The sequence below is a fragment of the Hoeflea sp. AS60 genome (assembly GCF_038900115.1).
Taxonomy (GTDB): Bacteria; Pseudomonadota; Alphaproteobacteria; order Rhizobiales; family Rhizobiaceae; genus Hoeflea.
Genome location: NZ_JBBMQP010000007.1, coordinates 94,585 through 112,947 on the forward strand (window position 1 = coordinate 94,585; position 18,363 = coordinate 112,947).

The 18,363-nt window shown below is 56.6% G+C and carries 17 protein-coding genes, 1 tRNA gene and 1 pseudogene; 10 read left to right on the forward strand and 9 right to left on the reverse strand.

From position 1 onward, the window contains the following. Positions 1-575: 575 nt before the first annotated feature. The 3 genes from WNZ14_RS22990 to WNZ14_RS23000 all read right to left on the reverse strand — a co-directional run bounded on the left by WNZ14_RS22990 (position 576) and on the right by WNZ14_RS23000 (position 4,284). Positions 576-1,040 carry a DUF1232 domain-containing protein gene (locus WNZ14_RS22990; RefSeq protein WP_342871019.1) on the reverse strand — a complete coding sequence of 155 codons (465 nt, stop codon included), beginning with the start codon at positions 1,038-1,040 and terminating at the stop codon, positions 576-578. A gap of 1,163 nt (positions 1,041-2,203) precedes the next feature. After that, on the reverse strand, positions 2,204-3,106 hold the full coding sequence (rpoH, locus tag WNZ14_RS22995) for an RNA polymerase sigma factor RpoH (RefSeq protein WP_342871020.1): 903 nt from the start codon (positions 3,104-3,106) through the stop codon (positions 2,204-2,206). Between the two features lie 164 nt (positions 3,107-3,270). Continuing rightward, positions 3,271-4,284 (reverse strand): RluA family pseudouridine synthase, encoded by a 1,014-nt coding sequence (locus WNZ14_RS23000; protein WP_342871036.1) that lies wholly within the window; start codon positions 4,282-4,284, stop codon positions 3,271-3,273. A gap of 83 nt (positions 4,285-4,367) precedes the next feature. Between WNZ14_RS23000 and WNZ14_RS23005 the strand changes: the two genes are divergently transcribed. Together WNZ14_RS23005 and WNZ14_RS23010 are read left to right on the forward strand one after the other, a co-directional pair. Next, complete coding sequence (locus tag WNZ14_RS23005) at positions 4,368-4,763, forward strand: hypothetical protein (RefSeq protein WP_342871021.1); 396 nt, start codon at positions 4,368-4,370, stop codon at positions 4,761-4,763. Positions 4,764-4,765: 2 nt separating this feature from the next. Further along, positions 4,766-5,623 carry an RNA methyltransferase gene (locus WNZ14_RS23010; protein ID WP_342871022.1) on the forward strand — a complete coding sequence of 286 codons (858 nt, stop codon included), beginning with the start codon at positions 4,766-4,768 and terminating at the stop codon, positions 5,621-5,623. Between the two features lie 7 nt (positions 5,624-5,630). Here WNZ14_RS23010 and WNZ14_RS23015 read toward each other — a convergent pair whose 3' ends face one another. Beyond that, positions 5,631-6,986 carry a hypothetical protein gene (locus WNZ14_RS23015; RefSeq protein WP_342871023.1) on the reverse strand — a complete coding sequence of 452 codons (1,356 nt, stop codon included), beginning with the start codon at positions 6,984-6,986 and terminating at the stop codon, positions 5,631-5,633. Positions 6,987-7,182: 196 nt separating this feature from the next. Further along, positions 7,183-7,770, reverse strand: coding sequence for an EipA family protein (locus tag WNZ14_RS23020; protein WP_342871024.1), 588 nt, complete (start codon positions 7,768-7,770; stop codon positions 7,183-7,185). Positions 7,771-8,008: 238 nt separating this feature from the next. On the opposite strand from WNZ14_RS23020, the gene WNZ14_RS23025 reads away from it, so the two are divergent. Both WNZ14_RS23025 and WNZ14_RS23030 read left to right on the forward strand, forming a co-directional pair. Next, the gene (locus WNZ14_RS23025; RefSeq protein ID WP_342871025.1) at positions 8,009-8,659 is read left to right on the forward strand and encodes a histidine phosphotransferase family protein; all 651 of its coding nucleotides are present in this window, start codon (positions 8,009-8,011) and stop codon (positions 8,657-8,659) included. A 138-nt stretch (positions 8,660-8,797) separates the two neighbouring features. Then, positions 8,798-9,160, forward strand: a complete 363-nt coding sequence (locus tag WNZ14_RS23030) for a response regulator (protein WP_342871026.1) — start codon at positions 8,798-8,800, stop codon at positions 9,158-9,160. Positions 9,161-9,296: 136 nt separating this feature from the next. Here WNZ14_RS23030 and ctrA read toward each other — a convergent pair whose 3' ends face one another. After that, positions 9,297-9,998 carry a cell cycle two-component system response regulator CtrA gene (gene ctrA / locus WNZ14_RS23035; protein ID WP_097105788.1) on the reverse strand — a complete coding sequence of 234 codons (702 nt, stop codon included), beginning with the start codon at positions 9,996-9,998 and terminating at the stop codon, positions 9,297-9,299. A 438-nt stretch (positions 9,999-10,436) separates the two neighbouring features. Here ctrA and WNZ14_RS23040 point away from each other — a divergent pair, with 438 nt between their 5' ends. Next, a complete protein-coding gene (locus tag WNZ14_RS23040; protein ID WP_342871027.1) occupies positions 10,437-10,793 on the forward strand; it encodes a flagellar export protein FliJ in 357 nt (118 codons plus the stop codon). Between the two features lie 174 nt (positions 10,794-10,967). Here the strand turns inward: WNZ14_RS23040 and WNZ14_RS23045 are convergent, their stop codons facing one another. Then, positions 10,968-11,246 carry a GNAT family N-acetyltransferase gene (locus tag WNZ14_RS23045; RefSeq protein ID WP_342871028.1) on the reverse strand — a complete coding sequence of 93 codons (279 nt, stop codon included), beginning with the start codon at positions 11,244-11,246 and terminating at the stop codon, positions 10,968-10,970. A 178-nt stretch (positions 11,247-11,424) separates the two neighbouring features. Between WNZ14_RS23045 and WNZ14_RS23050 the strand changes: the two genes are divergently transcribed. After that, on the forward strand, positions 11,425-11,883 hold the full coding sequence (locus WNZ14_RS23050) for a paraquat-inducible protein A (RefSeq protein ID WP_342871029.1): 459 nt from the start codon (positions 11,425-11,427) through the stop codon (positions 11,881-11,883). Between the two features lie 201 nt (positions 11,884-12,084). Here the strand turns inward: WNZ14_RS23050 and WNZ14_RS23055 are convergent, their stop codons facing one another. Beyond that, a complete protein-coding gene (locus WNZ14_RS23055; RefSeq protein WP_269389244.1) occupies positions 12,085-12,360 on the reverse strand; it encodes a DUF1153 domain-containing protein in 276 nt (91 codons plus the stop codon). A 235-nt stretch (positions 12,361-12,595) separates the two neighbouring features. Here WNZ14_RS23055 and mnmA point away from each other — a divergent pair, with 235 nt between their 5' ends. Then, the gene (gene mnmA / locus WNZ14_RS23060) at positions 12,596-13,804 is read left to right on the forward strand and encodes a tRNA 2-thiouridine(34) synthase MnmA (protein ID WP_342871030.1); all 1,209 of its coding nucleotides are present in this window, start codon (positions 12,596-12,598) and stop codon (positions 13,802-13,804) included. Between the two features lie 72 nt (positions 13,805-13,876). Here mnmA and WNZ14_RS23065 read toward each other — a convergent pair whose 3' ends face one another. Then, entirely contained in the window at positions 13,877-14,830 is a 954-nt protein-coding gene (locus WNZ14_RS23065) for a Gfo/Idh/MocA family oxidoreductase (RefSeq protein WP_342871037.1), read from the reverse strand. 320 nt (positions 14,831-15,150) lie between these two features. Between WNZ14_RS23065 and WNZ14_RS23070 the strand changes: the two genes are divergently transcribed. The 3 genes and pseudogenes from WNZ14_RS23070 to WNZ14_RS23080 form a co-directional block, all read left to right on the forward strand. Then, positions 15,151-15,227: transfer RNA gene (locus WNZ14_RS23070), tRNA-Met, on the forward strand. Between the two features lie 487 nt (positions 15,228-15,714). Further along, positions 15,715-16,950: an STAS-like domain-containing protein gene (locus WNZ14_RS23075; protein WP_342871031.1), complete on the forward strand. Its 1,236-nt coding sequence runs from the start codon at positions 15,715-15,717 to the stop codon at positions 16,948-16,950. A gap of 301 nt (positions 16,951-17,251) precedes the next feature. Further along, positions 17,252-17,614 (forward strand): annotated as a pseudogene (locus tag WNZ14_RS23080) (ATP-binding protein); the annotation flags it as partial. Positions 17,615-18,363: the final 749 nt, after the last annotated feature.

Sequence of the window (18,363 nt, forward strand, 5' to 3'; positions counted from 1 at the left end):
TCTAACGGAGTAATTGGGTTATCGAAAGAACCGCATGCCGGCCTGTGTGATGAGAGTGCTGTGGTGCCTAAGTCGGCCTAACGGAGACGTTCGTGTCGATCGCAGCGAAAGGCAGCAAGGAGCCTTTATCGACCTCGACGATGCGCATCGAACCAGTAGCCGCTCTCTGAGGCACGGTCAAAAAGTGTCAATATCAAACAGGATTTCGCCAAGGGTTTATGGCGCGGTAATTCTCAGCAACTTTTGCGGGTGCGCGGCTGAGGCCAAAAAGGAACGGTTTTGGCAAGCAGATTTTGGGAGAGAGCTTATGTCCCCCGCTCCCTACATGCTCCGCCAAAGCAAGACAATATTTCAGAAGAACGTGCCATCCAGTAGCTTAGCTATAACGTAAATTACAAATCCTATTCCAACAACAATAAAGCCACCGAGTGCAAATCCTCCGATCCCAGTGACTAAATCATATGATCCTTGGCTGGGAACATAGACGGTCGGCTGGACAATTATCTCGTTCCCAAAGAGTCTCGCAATAATCGGTGCCGCAACCACCGATGCAACAACACCACCGAAAACTACGCCTAGAAACCGAATAAGTCGCGCCACAGCGTCAAGCCTCTAGGAAACGGCACATCTGGAAAACTAAAGCGGATCATGCTGATTCCCTCCGCTCTAATCCCACTAGATAGCGCCCAGATGAAGAGAATAATGAAGACCATCAAGTCGTCCAACTGCCCAAGTCCAATAATAAAGTCAGGAATCAAATCAACTGGGAAAACAAGATAAACAATGCCAATCAGAAGCTTGAGACCCATTCGAAACAGCACTGACACAATCGTTACGAAAATGGAGGTTAATATCATGAACAATCCAGCAATTGCTTGCCATGAAAATCGAAGCCACCCCCAAAGTGCATCCATAAATTGCGCGGGGGCCTCCACAAACGAGTAAACGACCAAAAGAGTAGGCAAACTTATCGCCAAAGACAGCACCATATCCCCAAGCGTGAGTACACCTGAAGCAAACGCCAACAGAGTTGTCGTCACCATACATACCAGTACAAAGATGATCCTCGCAGCGTTCATTGTGCTTTATTGAATTCCGATTGGCAGACACAGTGTGGTAGCTCAGGCCGGGACTGTCTAGAAAAAACTGCACTGCGAAGTTTTGGTGTTGTGGTTAGCCGGTCCGTCGGACTGAGAGCGCGACGTAGGAGCTGGAGCAGAGTTCACCGCAGCATGACTTAAGCGCAGCGTTGTCCGCTGGGCCGCCCGTGGTGGGCATCGCACCTAACGTCCGCTTGCCGCCCAAAGTTCCCACTCGTCCCACCCAAAAATCCGCCAACTTTTTCCCCACCCTTTCCCGCCGTGCCACACTGACCTCACCTTCCGTCACACACGGATGGCCGGGGCTGACGGAGCCTTGGCCGACGGGAGGCGGTGAGTTTTGGCGTGCGGGCACCGTATCCGCAGGCCAGAAGCTCGGCGATGGGAACACCCCGGCATTTTTGCCGGAACCGGAGACTGCTGGTCCGCGCCAGCACCGGCGGCGTCGTTTAAGGACGCCGGTCCTGACAAGGCCTGTCACGCTGGACGGTATCGAGACCGGGAGCGGGCAGGCAAGGGCGGGTTCGGCTGGCGGTTCAGCCGAACAGAACGAACCGCCCGGGACTGCGTTGATCCATCTTCGCGAAGGAGGCCCACTTGCGCCCGGAAGGTGCAGGTGTCCCTCACCGGTGGGGCGCGGGTGACTGCGCCAAGCCACATCTCCATTCCACCACGGGCCTCTCGCCCGCGCCCCACGAGTCCGGACCCGTTTCGGACATGCAGATGCCCCAGGCCGCCGGCGAGTTTTTCGCGCGCGGGTTTTTGGTGTGCGTGGTGATGGGGGCAGGGAAGGGAAGGATACGCCGCATATTCCGAAGTGAGGGGCGAGCGCGATCTCACCGACGGCGACATCCCCCCGTCGTCATCCTCGGCTTGACCCGAGGACCCAAAGCCAAGCCAAAAGATCAGGCGGTTTGTGCCTGGATCCTCGGGTCAAGCCCGAGGATGACGAAGGGAGGTGCCGAGGTTCATGACGGGAGGGCACCGAGGATGACGAAGGAATTGGGGCGCCGAGGCCGTCCCACCCGCAAACCCCAGACCACAAAAAACCCCGAAAGCGGGGGCGCTTCCGGGGTGTTTCAAACTCGGTCAGGTGAGAGCGGTCAGTCGTCGACCGTTACCAGTGCCTTGTCGCGGGCGGCGGCGGCTTTCTGCACCGCGTCCTGTACCTTTTCAAAGGCGCGAACCTCGATCTGGCGCACGCGCTCGCGGCTGATGTCGAACTCGGTCGACAGATCTTCCAGCGTGATCGGGTCATCGCGCAGACGACGGGCCTGGAAAATCCGCTTTTCGCGCTCGTTGAGCACGCCGAGCGCGCTGTTGAGCATGGCGCGGCGGGTTTCGAGCTGATCCTGTTCGACCAGCATGTCTTCCTGGTTTTCGGAATCATCGACCAGCCAATCCTGCCACTGGCCGGATTCGCCTTCGCTGGCGCGGATCGGCGCGTTCAGCGACGCATCGCCTGCAAGGCGACGGTTCATCGAGATCACTTCTGCCTCGGACACATTGAGTTTGGTGGCGATTTCGGCCACCTGATCGGGGCGCAGATCGCCATCCTCGACAGCCTGAATCCGGCTCTTCACCTTGCGCAGGTTGAAGAACAGCCGCTTCTGGTTGGCGGTGGTGCCCATCTTGACGAGGCTCCACGAGCGCAGGATGTATTCCTGGATCGAGGCCTTGATCCACCACATGGCGTAGGTGGCAAGCCGGAAGCCGCGCTCGGGGTCAAATTTCTTGACCGCCTGCATCAGGCCGACATTGCCTTCGGATATGACTTCGCCGATCGGCAGGCCGTAGCCGCGATAGCCCATGGCAATCTTGGCGACCAGGCGCAAATGGCTGGTGACGAGCCTGTGTGCGGCCTTGGTGTCCTCATGCTCGAGGAAACGCTTGGCCAGCATGTATTCTTCCTGCGGCTCCAGCATTGGGAACTTGCGAATTTCAGCGAGGTAGCGGTTGAGACCGTTCTCGCCCGCCGAAATCGACGGCAATTTGACTTGGGCCATGACAGCACCCCCTTATCCCGAATATCGGCCTCCTTGCGGCAGGCCTGATGGCTCGGACCGGACATCGCATCCGAGCTTTCCTGAAGTGGCATTTAATTGTGGCAAAAGCCGGTATCAAGATGCAAGCCATATCACGGTCGCGTGAACGCGGGTACTGACCGGTGTTAGAGCCGCGCCAGGGCCGCACGCAAATTTTCCATATCGGCCGGCATGGCTGCCTCGAACCGCAGGGTTTCGCCGCTTGCGGGGTGCTCAAACACCAGCAAAAATGCATGCAGCGCCTGACGCGGAAAGGCGTTGACGATTTCGCGGATATCGTCGGGCAGGCGGTTGGCCTTGGTCCTGAAGGCGCCGCCATAATCGAGATCGCCGATCAGCGGATGGCCGATATGGGCCATGTGCACCCGGATCTGATGGGTGCGTCCTGTCTCGAGCCGGCATTCCACCAGCGTGGCTGCGGCGGTGCCATCGGGTTTTTCGGCATAGCGTTCGCAGACCAGGTAATGGGTCACGGCATGGCGGACATCGTCGCCATGATCGGTGCGCACGGCGCGGCGGATGCGATCCTTGGCGCGGCCGAGGCTCGCATTGATGGTGCCCTTGAGGCCCTGCGGCTTGCCCCAGACGATCGCCTGATAGGCCCGTTCAAGCGGACCGGTCAGGCCGTGGTCGGCAAATTGTTCGGCCAGGTGACGGTGCGCCAGATCGTTCTTGGCCACGACCATGACGCCGGTGGTATCGCGATCAAGCCGGTGCACGATGCCGGGCCGGCGTACGCCGCCAATGCCCGACAGGCTGTCGCCGCAATGATGGATCAGCGCATTGACCAGTGTTCCGGTCCAGTTGCCCGCACCCGGATGCACCACCAAGCCTGCCTGCTTGTTGATGACGATGAGGTCGTCATCCTCATAGAGAATTTCGAGCGGAATATCCTCGCCGATGGGCTCGGGATCCTCGGGGTCCGGCACTTCCAGCTCAACCCGGTCGCCGGGGTGGATCTTGTGCTTGGCCTGTTTCGCCGCCACGCCATTGACGGTAACCGCACCAGCCTCGATCAGCGCCTTGATGCGGCTGCGCGACAGGTCGGGCTCCAGTTCCGCCGCCAGCCAGGCATCGAGCCGGCCTTCGTCATCGTCGCCCGCGACCAGCGTTTGGCTGCCTTGCTGGCTGCCCGGCACGTCTTGGGCTTCCCTATCTGTCTCAGCTTCGGTAAACGGTGTCGCGTTCTTCACTATCAGGGTCCGCCCGGCAAGGAATTGGAATGTCGAAAATCAACGAGGACGATCTCGAGGAAAAGCCGCTCGATCCCGAGATGGAAAAAGTCCGGCGTAAGATGGTACGGCTGCTGGCCGTGTCGATCGGCATCATGTTCATCGGTCTTATGACCGTGCTGGGCGCGCTTGTCTATAAATTCACGCGATCCGACGACACTGCAGCCAACGGCCCGCTTGTCGCAGGCTCTTCGCTCAATGTGCCTTCCGATGCGCCGATTGAAGGCGTGGCTTCGCTTCCTGCCGGTTTCGTGGTCGAGAATGTCTCGCTCGATGGCCCGCGGATCGGCTTTTTCGGCCGTGCCGCCGACGGATCACGACGGCTGATCATTCATGATATTTCGGTCGGCCGCATCATCAGCGACATTGTCGTGATCAATCGCTGATCATGGAATGGCAAGGCCGGGCGCGGCTCATCAGGGTGGAGGATCCGTCCGATCCGCGCATCGCCGAGTTCACCCAGATGCGCGACAAGGATCTCGCCGGCCGCGGTGATCTGTTCATCGCTGAAGGCCGGGTCGTGCTGCAGGCGCTTCTGGATGCAGATGTTGGGACCGATACCGGGGCGAGGCGTTTTGTCATCGAGAAGGCGCTGATGCTCGAAAACCGGATTGACGGGCTAACCGATCTTCTCGAACGTATCGACCCTGGCTGTCCAATCTACGTGGCCGGGCGCGAGGTGCTCGACGCTGCAGTGGGCTTCGCCATGCATCGCGGCATCCTGGCCGTGGGCCGGCATGTGCCGGCTGTGTCGTTTTCGGATTTTCTGTCCCACTTGCCGGAGCAGGCGCTGCTTGTCGCCGCCTGCGGCATTTCCAATCATGACAATATCGGCGGCATCTTCCGCAATGCCGGCGTGTTTGGCGCCGATGGCGTGGTGCTTGATAGCTCCTGCTGTGATCCGCTCTACCGCAAGGCGATCCGGGTTTCGGTTGGAGCTGCGCTCCGGGTTCCGTTCTGCCGGGCAGGCTCGATCGGCGATCTGGTGACGACGCTGTCAGAGCATGGCTTTGAGGTGGCCGGGTTGTCGCCGCGCGGCGCCGAGGCACTGAGCGCCTATGTTCCAGGCCGTCGTCTGGCGCTGCTTGCAGGCACCGAAGGCGAGGGGCTGCCCGAGGCTATCATCGCGCGGATAAAGACGCTCAGGATAGAGCAGGCGCCGGGGATGGACAGTCTCAATGTCGCGACCGCGAGCGGCATCGCGCTCTGGCATGCCGCTACCCGCATGGGACGGGCAGGGGCTTAGACAGCTTTCAATTGCTGCTGGTGAGCATTTCGCGCGCACGCGCTGCCAGGCTTGGATCGGTGCTGCCGGGTAGGGTCGGGTCTTCGCTGCCTTTGAGGATGTTGTGGATCGGTGAGGATTTGCCATCCCTGCTGGCTGTCAGCTCCACCATCAACGCGGCAACCATCGCGATTTCGCGGCGCAGGGCAGCGTCATTGCCGCTCTTGTCGGCTTTCAGCAATCTCTCGATGAGTGCCGCCTGACGGGCGCGCAGGCGGTCAATCTTTTCGTCTTCGGACATGTCTTCGGCGACGGGCGCCTTGGCCGGCGCAGCCTGTGGCCTGGGTGGGTTTTGAGCAGCTACCGCTTGCTTTGGAGCAGGTTGGTCCTGACGAACCTCAGCAACCGGCTGTGGAGCGGCTTCAATCGTTTGCAGATCGATCGCCTCTTCGTCGACTGCAACAGCTGCAGTATCGTCGGCGTCGCTCTCGGCCTGCTCAGGCTCGGTTATTGGCGTCTCTGGCCTTGTCGCGCCATTCCGGCTGCCGGCGGCGGCTTTCCTGGCCAGGCTGTTGGCTTCCTTGACTGCGATCTTGGCTGCGCGCAGTTCGTCCGACAATTCCCGGTTCTTCTTCTTGAAGCGATCGACTTCCGCAATTCTGCGTTCGAGCGCATTCTCCCGGTCAGTGAGTGCGGTTATTGTCTTGGAGAGCTTTTCCTCGTTCTGGGACAGCTTGTCGTCGTGGCTTTTCAGCCGGTTTTCCAGATCGCGATTGGTGGACTCGGTGTCTTTCAGCGACTCGCGCAGCGCATTGCGTTCGGTGCGCAGTTCGCGGATCTGGGATTTGAAATTTTCAGCTTCGGTATCGAGCGTCACGAGATCGATGCGAAGTTCCTCGATCTCGGAGCCCAGTCGGTTGATCTGGTCGTCGCGCATGGCGATTTCGTGCTTGCGGGCTTCTGCCAGTCGCGCTGCGTCGCTGAAGTTTCCTGTCAGCGTGGTGATCCTGGCGTCTTGGTCATGCACCTGAGAGCTCAGATTGCGAATGCTGGCATCGCGCTCTTCCAGCAATTTTTCGTTGTTGAGCTTCTGGGCGCGGATCGCGATCAGCTCGTTGCTCAGTCGTGTTCCCCGCGCAACACTTTCGGTGAGTTGGTCCCGATTGTGCTTGAGGTCGACCGAGAGACGAGCGTTTTCTGCCGCAAAAGCCGCTCTTGCCATGTCCTTCTCAGCGCGGATTTCGGCTGCAGACAAGGGAACGCTGGCGCGGATTCTGCGCTCGGTCAAGCTCACCACGCGGCGTTGAATGATCGGGGCTACGATCAACGCTACGAGGGCGGCGGCCAGAAAACCCAGCGCAAATAACAGGACGAACTCGATCACACCGTATCCACATTGTTACGTACGGGGCTCAAGATGTGCCCAGCTGAACTTGCGAGTGCATTAAGCATGACCGGACCAAATCGGCAAGCGACAAGAGGTAGAAGTGACGTTTGAAAGTAAAAACCTGAGGTGTTGTTTTCACGAAAAAGCGGCCGATTACGGCCGCTTTAATCCAAATCAATTTGCTAGAAAGAGCCTAGAACGGATTCCAGGTGGGGGTCGGGGTCATTTTCAGATAACCGATATTGATGCCCAGACGTGCGCCGACGCCGGTGCGAATGGGGATCATCAGAATTCCGTCGCGCTTGAGCACAGTCATACCAAAGCCCGCAAGCACGTAGGCCGAGCCTGAAACACCGCCAAACCGGCCATAGACACCTTCGACGCTTGGGAGATTATAGACCAGCATCATGGTTCGGTTGCCATCGCCGCCATAATCCCATCCAATCGACGGTCCCTGCCAGAACAAATCATGCTGCCCGGCATTCTTGGTATAAAGCTGGCCTTCGCCGTAGGTGAGGCCACCGATCAGGGCACCTGAAGCTTCCTGACCCAGGATGTAGCCGTTTGGCAGACCGTAGGACTGAAATACCTTCTCGACGAGTTTGGCCAGGCCGCCGGATGTGGATCCGAAAAAACCATGCCCGGCGTCGATGATCTCCTGCATGTTGTATTGCGACGAATTCGCCGCCTGCGCGTTTGCTCCCGGCACTGTTCCAGAAATGAACAGCACTGAAAGGCATAAGGTGGCGAATGCGCGAAGGCAAAGGCGGGACGCGATCATAGGGTCCACTCCGTTGATGGGTCGGTAAATACCGCAGGAAAGATTGATCACATTGTGGCGTGACGATCTTAATAAGCAGTTTACCAAATGTGGTGTCTTTAGGGCGAGATCTTTCAAGGGTTGTCGACAGTTGGCTAATATTCCAGCTTCTGGCGGACGGCGCTTGCGATTAAAGGCACCCGGTGCGATTTTGCTGCCCAGCCGATTCGACGTGCGGGGCACAAAGAGGAGATTCTTGATGTCGAAAAACCACAACCTGACCCTGGCGGGTCCGGATCTTGCTGCACTTTTGTGCAGCCGCGTCTGCCATGACATCATTTCGCCGGTTGGCGCGATAAACAACGGCCTTGAGCTGCTGGATGAAGGCGGTGCTGATGCCGACGCCATGGACCTGATCCGCACCAGTGCGCTCAATGCGTCCGTCCGGCTCAAGTTTGCACGGCTCGCCTTTGGCGCGTCGGGATCGGTCGGTGCATCCATCGACACCGGTGAAGCTGAAAAGGCGGTTATCGATTTTGTTTCGGCTGACAAGAAGACCGAAGTGAAATGGACCGGACCGCGCGCAATCATTCCCAAGAACCAGGTCAAGCTGCTGCTCAATCTGTTTCTTGTCGCTTACGGCGCAATTCCGCGTGGCGGCGAGATCGTCGTGACGATTGAAACACCGGAAACTAATCCGCGGTTCCGTCTGGTCTGCACGGGCCGGATGGTGCGGGTGCCGCCGAAATTCCTGGAGATATATTCGGGCAATGTGGAAGAGGCGATCGATGCCCACTCCATTCAGCCCTATTATACGGTGCTTCTGGCTGATGAAGCCGGGCTTACCCTTTCCTGCACGGCAAATGCTGATGAAGTGGTATTTACAGCAGAACCCAAGGCTGCGGTCTGAGACATCAGCTCATTTGGTCGGCAACGCTCCGTTAAGCCTGTCTGATTACGAAATGTTCGCTCCCTTGAGCTAGTCTTGCTTCCAATGACGGCGCATCCGCATACGGGTGCGCCAGGAAGAAGCCAAGGGAGAAGCGCCATGCGCCGCTTTATGATCGCCGATGATTCCGCCGTTATCTGCAAGGTTGCCAAGCGCATCCTGACCGGACTGGATTATCTTGTCATCGAGGCTTCCAATGCCGGTGAGGCGATGATCATGTGTGATGCGCAATTGCCTGATGTTTTGTGCGTTGATGCGGGCATGACAGGGGCGCTGGATCTGATTTCTTCCGTGCGTCAGATGGAGGGCGGCAAAGAGGTTCGCATCTACTATCTTATGATCGAAAAAGAATTCAAACAGATGATGGCCGGCAAGCGTGCCGGTGCAGATGACTTCCTGCTCAAGCCGTTTGATCGTCGTAGCCTGACTGAAGCCTTTGCGCCTTACGCCGTCGCGGCCTGATCTTCACAATTCGACCACCGCTTGCTGCGTATAGACGCAGACATGTGAGTGCCACGCTCAGTGTTTTGGACAGCGCAAAAAACCCGCCGGATCGGCGGGTTTTTTTGTTTCATGTTCCAGCCCGAAAAAGGGGGACTCAGGCGCTTTCGAGGATTTCGTTTTCGTCCGGCTCGCGCAGAACATAACCGCGGCCCCAGACTGTCTCGATGTAGTTCTTGCCGCCTGCCGAGGTTGCGAGTTTCTTGCGAAGCTTGCAGATGAAGACGTCGATAATCTTCAGTTCCGGCTCGTCCATCCCGCCATAGAGATGGTTGAGGAACATTTCCTTGGTCAAGGTCGTACCCTTGCGGAGCGAAAGCAGCTCCAGCATCTGGTATTCCTTGCCGGTGAGGTGAACCCGCTGTGATCCAACTTCGACGGTTTTCGCATCAAGATTGACAACCAGGTCGCCGGTGGTGATGACCGATTGGGCATGGCCCTTGGAGCGCCGCACGATAGCGTGAATGCGCGCCACCAATTCGTCCTTGTGGAACGGCTTGGTCATATAGTCATCAGCGCCAAATCCAAGACCGCGAACCTTGTCTTCAATGCCGGCCATGCCGGACAAGATCAGGATTGGTGTCTTGACTTTGGAAAGCCTCAGAGTGCGCAGGACTTCATAGCCGGACATGTCCGGCAGATTGAGGTCGAGCAGAATGATGTCATAGTCGTATAGTTTTCCGAGATCGACGCCCTCTTCACCCAGATCCGTGGTGTACACGTTGAAGCTTTCAGACTTCAGCATCAATTCGATGCTCTGAGCTGTCGCGCTGTCATCCTCGATCAGTAGAACCCGCATATTAATCCCCTTTTCCGCCGCCGTAAGGTTTTTGTGATCCACTTACGCGATACGGATCCAGTCGTTGCCTGATTTGGAGGCTGCCATGGAATGGTTAACAAATTCTATTCAGGTTGTGCAACCATTATCGAATGTTAATTTTCACTGGCAGACTCCTGATTTCATTCCAAAAAAACTCTTGGATTTTCTTGACGCTTAACATCAAGAAACATCGCCAAGTGATTCAAAGGACTCCGGAATGACGGGCGAAAAAAATCATGTTTTCCGTTTACCCCGCCTTAAACCATGAGCGTTAGTATTAACGATGCCCGTAAACGAATGGTTACCACGGCGGGCAAAAAGTTAACGTCGTGGTCATTTTTCGGGAATCGGGACTGGCGAGTTTGCCAGTGTAACGAGTTTCATTAACCGGGATCTCGCATCACGGGAGTATTGCGTATGAAGTCGCGTGAGAGCCATGTTCGCCTGAAGCAATTTCAGGTCAATGAGAAAACCCGTCAGCTTGGGCAGATCCAACTGATGATGGCAGAAATGGAAAAGATGGCAGCTGAACTGGAGTACCAGATCACTGCCGAGGAAAAAAAGGCCGGAAACACCGACCCTTCCCATTTTGCCTATCCTACCTTCGCCAAGGCTGCGCGTCAGCGATCCGACAATCTGCAGACTTCAATTCGTGAATTGAAGGTGCAGCTTGATGCGGCAGAGCTGGCACTGGAAGAAGCGCAAGCCGAGTTCGACAAGGCAGCCGCACTGGAAGTGCGCGATGCTGGACATCGGTCAAGCCGCGCAGTCTGAGCTAACGCCCGGACTGGGAATACATTGAAAATGACCTTCGGGTCAGGCGTGGGTGGTTGCCCGCGCTTTCAGTGTTTTTTCGTGTGACCTGCTGCCTGGCTCTAGCGCGCCACCGTCCTGGCTGCGGCGCCTGCCCAGGCTTGTAATGATCTGAAATTCCAGTTTAAATGCCGATCACGAAACCACGTCGCGCCATTCCTGATGCCGTTGCGCCTGTGCCTTGAAAAAGGGACACAGCGGGATGATTTTCCATCCTCCGGCACGAGCCGCCTCAACTGCGTGAAGCGCCAATGCCTGTCCGACGCCTTTGCCGCGAAGACTGTCGGGGACGCCGGTGTGATCGATGATGATCATCTGCGGCGAAGCGCGCGAAAAAGTCATTTCGGCCTCTACTCCGTCAAGGCTCGCTATGTAGCGCCCGCCGGATGAAGTGTTTTCCTCGGTGATCTGCATTGTCGCTCCTGTTTGCCAATCCCGTCCGCACTCAGATATGGAGATCCGTGCCGTCGCATGAAACTAGCGCATGGACGTTTGAAGCGGAACGGGATTTGAAGCTTCAGGGAATATCGACCGTTTTGGCTTGTGGGACATTGGACCAAAGGGGCCAGAACTTGAACCAGGGAGTGGGTTGATGCGTCTGATGCTTGCCTTGTCGCTGGTGTTTGCACCACTGTTTTTCGCATTGGGCATCGTGTTGCCGCTGATGCGATTTGAAACATTGTATTTTTTTGACCAGGCGCCGTCACTTCTGGGCGTGATCGGTACCCTCTGGACCGGCGATGATCCGGTGCTGGCCGTGGTGGTTGGGCTGGTTTCTGTGGTGTTTCCGGTGGTCAAGCTGGTGGCGATTTCAGCCGAAGCAGTCGGGCTTTCGCCGGGGTCCGGATTTGTCATGCGGGCGCTGCCGCATCTGAGCCGCTGGTCATTGATGGATGTCGTTCTGGTGGCTCTGGTGATTGTCGCGGCAAAGACAGGCGGTATTGCGCAGGCATTTTCCCAGCCCGGCCTCTGGTTTTATGCAGGTTCGGCGCTGATGGCGGCGATCGCGCACGGACTTGTCAGCCGCATCGGGCCGACGACATCCGTCTGATCCCGCCGTTTGGCAGGGGACAATGATGGTTATTCCAGCGCGGAATCGTGCTGAAACGCGAGACCGGTTATCAACACCGGTTCACGTCAATATAGGCACAGCACCAGTGCGACGGGGTTTCCGCCACGCTGGTGCTGTTTTATATCTGATCAAGCGGGTTGCCCTTGTCATGAACCCCGTGAGGGGATCATGGGGCCAGGATCAATGCCGGTACTGCTGAATGCGCGTCGTGCGCAGGCCGGCAAGGCCATGGTCGCTGATAGAGGACTGCCAGGAGAGGAATTCCTCAACTGTCAGTGTATAGCGATCACAAGCCTCCTCTAGGCTGAGAAGGCCGCCGCGAACTGCGGCCACCACTTCAGCTTTGCGCCTTATCACCCAACGTCGGGTGTTGGCAGGAGGCAGATCGGCAATTGTCAACGGACTCCCATCGGGGCCGATGACATATTTGACGCGGGGTCGTACCATTTCGGTCATTGGACTCTCTTACATACTCAAGACCTATCGAGCAGAGACTACAGGCTGGGGTTTAAAAATTGGCTAAGGGCCCGGCAAGGTTTTGGTAAGTTTTGGCACAGGGTGCTTTGCCGGCTTGCGGCCAATTGGCCTGCGGGGATCGGGCATCTTGTTGCCTGGCCCCGGACATCCTATAAAGACACAGTCCATGCGGACATTTTTGCAACCGCTTGATCAGCGCCTTGAACGCTGTTGAATGCCGGGGAAGCCAGTGAACAGTCTCGATTTTGATAAGGACCCGCGCGATACGCGGGTGGTGGTCGCCATGTCCGGCGGCGTTGACAGCTCGGTCGTTGCGGGTCTTCTCGCGCGTGAGGGCTATGATGTGCTGGGCGTAACGCTGCAGCTTTATGATCATGGTGCCGCCGTGCACCGCGCCGGCTCCTGCTGCGCGGGGCAGGACATTGATGATGCAAGGCGCGTTTGTGAAACGCTCGGGATCCCGCATTATGTTCTCGACTACGAGAAGCGTTTTCGCGAGGCGGTGATCAATCCGTTCGCGGAAAGCTATGTCGCCGGCGAAACGCCGATCCCTTGCGTTGCCTGCAACCAGACCGTCAAGTTTGCAGATCTGCTGGCCACTGCGCGCGATTTGGGCGCGGATGCGCTGGCGACGGGGCACTATATCCGCTCGCGTGCCAACCCAACGCCTGACAATCCGGGGCGACGGGCGCTCTACCGGCCGATCGATTCAGACCGCGACCAGAGTTACTTCCTGTTTGCCACGACGCAGGACCAGCTTGACTATGTGCGTTTTCCGCTTGGCGAACTGCCAAAGATAAGGACCCGCGAGCTGGCCGAGGAAATGGGACTGAGCGTCGCCGACAAGGCTGACAGCCAGGACATCTGTTTCGTGCCGCAGGGCAAATACGCCAATGTGATCACCAAGCTGAAGCCCAATGCGGCGCTGGCGGGAGACATTGTTCATATTGATGGCACCGTGCTGGGCGAACATCCCGGGATCGTTCATTACACCATCGGTCAGCGTAAGGGCCTTGGTGTGGCGACGGGTGATCCGCTTTACGTGGTGCATCTGGACGCGCGCTCGCGGCGCGTGGTCGTCGGCCCGCGCGAGGCGCTCGACACGCGGCGTCTGATTCTGCGCGACATGAACTGGCTGGGCGACCTGCCGCTCAATGACATTGGTGCCGAAGGGCTCGCGTGTTTCGCCAAGGTGCGTTCGACACGGCCGCCGCGGCCGGCGATCCTGCGCGTCGATGATGATGGCGAAATCTCGGTAGAGCTTGTCGAGGGCGAAGCCGGCGTGGCGCCGGGGCAGGCCTGTGTGCTCTATTCAGCACCGGGTGACGAAGCACGCGTATTCGGTGGCGGCTTCATCGACAGGTCCGAGCGCTCGCCCGCTGCCGAGGCGATGCTGTCCAACCTGCTGCAGCCGGCCGCCTGAGGCCCGCAGCAGGCCCTCAGCGAGGCGCGCTTGCAGGGTTTGATGCTACCTGTGTGAAGAATGTCCGGCGCGTCAGTCGTGCCGGACGGTGCCTTCGGACAGGATCTCGATCACTGCAAGACCATCGGACACCGGCGTGCGGGTCCGCGTGCCGGTGCGGATGCACTCGAGAAAGTGGGCGCATTCGCGCGTCAATGGCATGCCATCGGGGAGTGCGACATAGTCGGGATCGACCATCTCGGACTGCCAGCCATTTTCATCCTCCCACACCTTGTGATGAAAGACGGCGAGCTTCTGGTTCCAGGGCGCGACATCGTCAAACACCGCCATGGTCTTCGAGCCGATCACGGTGAGCCGGCGCTCGCGGTAGGGATTGAGCCGCGACGCAAACACATGGCTGCGCACACCGCTTGCAAACTGCAGGTGGAGATGGGCGAAATCCGACAGGCGATTGAGCATGGCAGAGCCGACGCCGCGCACACTGATCGGCTTTTCGCCGGTGAGCGCCAGAATCAGCGACAGGTCATGCGGCGCGATATCCCACAGGGCATCGTTCTCGGCGTGGAACTTGCCCAGCCCAACGCGGTGGGAATGGATGTAGCGGACCGCGCCAAGATCACCTGCTGCGATCAGGGCTTCAAGCGCCTCGAAGGCCGGATGGAAGCGCAGCACATGTCCGGTCATGGCGACAAGGCCGGATTTTTCCGCAGCGTCCACGACGCGCCGCGCATCGGCCACTGACAGGGCGATCGGTTTTTCGACCAGCACATGCTTGCCGGCCTCAAGCGCTGAGATCGCCTGATCGGCGTGATATTGCGGCGGTAGGGCCAGAACCACACCATCGACCGCAGGATCTGCCAGTGCCTCTTCGAATGCCATGGCCTTCACGCCGTGTATCTGCGCAAGCGCTACGGCCCGTTCCGGATTGCGGTCGGATACGGCATAAAGGGCGCCGAGCTCGGCAAAGGTGCGGGCGTGGTTTGATCCCCAGTAGCCACATCCGACGACAACGATTCTGGGGGCGATCCTGGGGGGGAGGGCACTTTCCATGGCAGGTGCTTGTCCTGTGTTCTTATTGTCCTGATCTTTGAATGACGGGATTAGACCCGATGGCAGGCCAAGGCAAGGCAAGCGACGCGGCTGGTCGCCTGGCAGGGGTGCGGCATGGCGTCTTGGCTGCTCGTTCAATCTTTTCAGGCGGCAGGCCGCAGCGAGTGAACTCCTGTCCGGCGAGCGGCAAACAGCAATTGCAGCAACCGGCAATAAAAGCCCAAACCATGCTTGACACCGAAGCAGCCCGCACCTTATATGCCGCCCGTCCGGCCCGAAGAAATTCGGCGGCTGGCGGCGGGGTAGCTCAGCTGGTTAGAGCAGCGGAATCATAATCCGCGTGTCGGGGGTTCGAGTCCCTCTCCCGCTACCAAAATTTTCCAGATATTACAGGTGGTTAGGTCTCGCACATCGCGGGCCGACTGGCGCGTGGAGCGCCCTGGGTGTCATTCTGGGTGACAAACGCGTGCGCTTGAATGCGATGGCGTGGGGTGGATCGCTGTGGTTATCCCTTCTTGGTTAGGCTTTCCTATAAGGCTTGATTATTAGGCCTAGTAGACGTCAGTTAACGAGGCCGATTTGAGCTGCGAATGTGTTTCACACGCGGATCAACACGACGCTAAAATGTCCACAGTCAAACGATTGATGTGCACAAACACAAATCCAGCCGATGATACAAAGAGTCATAAAGCAAATTGTCCTTGCTAGCTGGGGTTGCAGGTGTCAGCACATGAGTTGATTTTGGTGTCGGCCTCCTTTTCGTTCATTGGATGATGAAAAGGGGTGCGGTTTGGTCCGGGCTCGCCGTGTTTCGCTTTGAGGATTATTCTGCTGGAAGGTTGATATTTGGGGAAATTGAGATGGCTGTATCTAGTGAAGGAAATAAAATATCGATCCAGGGGGATCTCGTGGCGGCAGACTGTGCTCGTGTTTTGGCCGCGATGCATAATGAAGTTACCGCAAAGGGCTATCGAGATTTGGAGCTTGATTTTTCGGCCTGCACCAAAGCATTTTCCGCTGAGATGGTGGCTGTGTGTGTGAGGTGCCAAAAGTATTGGAAAGACGGAGTGGACGTGAGCTTAAAACTCCCAACGGATCCGAAAATGTCCCGTCTATTTCAGAATGCCAATTGGGCACATCTTATCGATATCAGGCAATTTGAACCAAGCCGCTTTCGTGGATACACCCACGCTCCGACTTTACGATTTGCCACGGGCAAGGAACAATATGAGGCAGTAAACAAGATACTTGAAATCCTACTTGCAGCATTGCGCCATTTTCGAAGAGAAGGTCTCAGGGTGATGGAGTGGGCCATAAATGAGATTACAGATAATGTGATAAATCACTCCCAATCTACGGTCGGTGGATTGGTGCAGGTGACCAATCATCGCCAACGATCCGAAATTGAGTTCGTAGTGGGCGACGCAGGCATTGGGGTGCCGGGTTCGCTTCGCCCCAGCCGCCCTGAAATAAGATCCGATCAAGAAGCCCTGGATGCAGCCATTCGCGAGGGGGTGACGCGCGACAAAGCTATCGGCCAAGGCAACGGTCTTTATGGAACGTGGCAAATATCAAAGAAAAGCCTTGGCTCTTTTCGACTGCTTTCCGGGTATGCTGCGCTTGAGTCAACTGAACGAGATGGGCTTCAAATAAAACGACGAGATATCCCTTTCGTGGGTACTTTGATTGCATGTCGAATTGGATATGCGAACGATGTTGACTTAGAAGAAGCGCTTGTTTTTTCAGGAAAAAAACATACGCCAGTAGATTACATCGACACACACTTTCAAATGGAGGAAGATGGTTCGATAATATTCGATCTTGCTGAAGAGTCAGAGGGTTTCGGTTCGCGAGCTGCCGGTGATCCCGTAAGGAGAAAGCTGCTCAATATTTTGAATTTCGCTGACGCTGGGAAAGTCATCGTTGATCTTGATGGCGTCATGCTCGTTTCGAGTAGCTATGCTGATGAAGTGTTTGGAAAGCTATTTGTTGAGCTGGGCCCGCTGGAATTTGGCCGACGCGTTGATATTAAGAACGTAGACAAGCTAGTTCGAGGGCTTATTGATAAAGCTATCTATCAGCGGATGCGGCAATAAAGACTGATGGCGAGTGCGTGCTTAATTGCAATTTCTTCGGAGGCTATCCGAGACGCGTTGGTAGGTGTTGCAGAACAAAAAATGGTGCCTCCAAAATGCATAAAAACATAATAATTGCAGATGGTTAGGTCTATGCTCAGTGAGCATGTTGGTGCGTGGAGCGCCGGGGGGCATTTTGGGTGACAAGTGCGTGAGCTTAAATGCGATGGCCTGGGGCGAAATGAATTGTCATTGATCCCAGATTCTGGCTGAATTAACCAAATATCTGAGTGCATTTCTTGGAGTTCAAGCACAAGCAGTTATGTTTACGCGAGGTGTTGAGCTAGGTCTCGCTGGCCAAACAAAATTAAGAGAAATACTGGAGTTCATTTTGGCAACACTATCCCCCAATATTGAGAACCGCGTTCGCAAACTACCTAAGCCGTCGACGGCCGCTCAAGGATTACTCCCCCTATTTGAGGCGGTAAGCAATGCCCTTTTTGCAATCGACGATAGAGCTGAAGTCGAAGGGCAAATTCGCGGGAAAGTCGAAGTAACGGTGAATGGCTTGTCTGACGTGGACAACGTTCAGATCACGGTCAAAGACAACGGTATTGGCCTTGATGAAAGTCGCTTTGAAGCATTCTGTGAGGTCGACACGGACTTCAAGAGCGAGAAGGGTGGTAAGGGCGTTGGGCGCCTATATTGGCTTGACGCCTTTTCGTCCGCTGTCGTCGTTAGTCGCTACAAGGATGGGTCTGAGCTAAAGACAAGGGCCTTCAATTTTGAACTCAAAAATAGTGAGCAGGTTCAAAAAATCACTCCCTCGGAAGTAAGTGTCTCTCCCAATGGTCTGGGAACGGTTGTCATGTTTAAGGGATTGCGCGACGATAGCTACCGACGGCAATTTCCTAAGCGAAGAGACACATTCCTGCGTTACTTCAGTGCGCACTTTATTTCGGATTTCCTAGTTGGGAACGGGCCTGAAGTGTTGGTCGATTTGGATGGCGACTTAACACAATATCCCAAGGCTGTGTCTGAATTGGTGGTTGGTGATGCGTTCAACGGATCGACGGAAGAACATAAAGAATTCGGTGTCCTGAAAATCATTGGATATACCTGCAAGGCGGAGGCTAGCACAGGTTTAGATGGCACACATCAACTGCATTTGCTGGCGCATGACAGAACAGTTGAGCCCAGAAAAATCGACAAACTCCTCGGCGTACTTAGAGTTAGCCGAAACGGTGATGACGATCTTGCATTTCATGGATGTGTGTCGGGACCATACCTCGATCAGCACGTCAACGAAGGGCGAACTGCATTCAACCTGAAAGAGCGCAAGCTAGAGGAATTATGTCTGAACCGCCCCGGGTTTGCCGGAGACCCCAACTTGTGAGAAGTAGGGTCTATGACAAGCAAGACGACGAACAAATT

What these genes read in the sequence shown, in the direction of transcription:
- rpoH (WP_342871020.1), bottom strand. Translation starts at nt 3,106, where the DNA reads ATGGCCCAAGTCAAATTGCCGTCGATTTCGGCGGGCGAGAACGGTCTC.
- WNZ14_RS23005 (WP_342871021.1), top strand. Translation starts at nt 4,368, where the DNA reads ATGTCGAAAATCAACGAGGACGATCTCGAGGAAAAGCCGCTCGATCCC.
- WNZ14_RS23010 (WP_342871022.1), top strand. Translation starts at nt 4,766, where the DNA reads ATGGAATGGCAAGGCCGGGCGCGGCTCATCAGGGTGGAGGATCCGTCC.
- WNZ14_RS23020 (WP_342871024.1), bottom strand. Translation starts at nt 7,770, where the DNA reads ATGATCGCGTCCCGCCTTTGCCTTCGCGCATTCGCCACCTTATGCCTT.
- WNZ14_RS23025 (WP_342871025.1), top strand. Translation starts at nt 8,009, where the DNA reads ATGTCGAAAAACCACAACCTGACCCTGGCGGGTCCGGATCTTGCTGCA.
- WNZ14_RS23030 (WP_342871026.1), top strand. Translation starts at nt 8,798, where the DNA reads ATGCGCCGCTTTATGATCGCCGATGATTCCGCCGTTATCTGCAAGGTT.
- ctrA (WP_097105788.1), bottom strand. Translation starts at nt 9,998, where the DNA reads ATGCGGGTTCTACTGATCGAGGATGACAGCGCGACAGCTCAGAGCATC.
- WNZ14_RS23040 (WP_342871027.1), top strand. Translation starts at nt 10,437, where the DNA reads ATGAAGTCGCGTGAGAGCCATGTTCGCCTGAAGCAATTTCAGGTCAAT.
- WNZ14_RS23045 (WP_342871028.1), bottom strand. Translation starts at nt 11,246, where the DNA reads ATGCAGATCACCGAGGAAAACACTTCATCCGGCGGGCGCTACATAGCG.
- WNZ14_RS23050 (WP_342871029.1), top strand. Translation starts at nt 11,425, where the DNA reads ATGCGTCTGATGCTTGCCTTGTCGCTGGTGTTTGCACCACTGTTTTTC.
- WNZ14_RS23055 (WP_269389244.1), bottom strand. Translation starts at nt 12,360, where the DNA reads ATGACCGAAATGGTACGACCCCGCGTCAAATATGTCATCGGCCCCGAT.
- mnmA (WP_342871030.1), top strand. Translation starts at nt 12,596, where the DNA reads ATGCCGGGGAAGCCAGTGAACAGTCTCGATTTTGATAAGGACCCGCGC.
- WNZ14_RS23075 (WP_342871031.1), top strand. Translation starts at nt 15,715, where the DNA reads ATGGCTGTATCTAGTGAAGGAAATAAAATATCGATCCAGGGGGATCTC.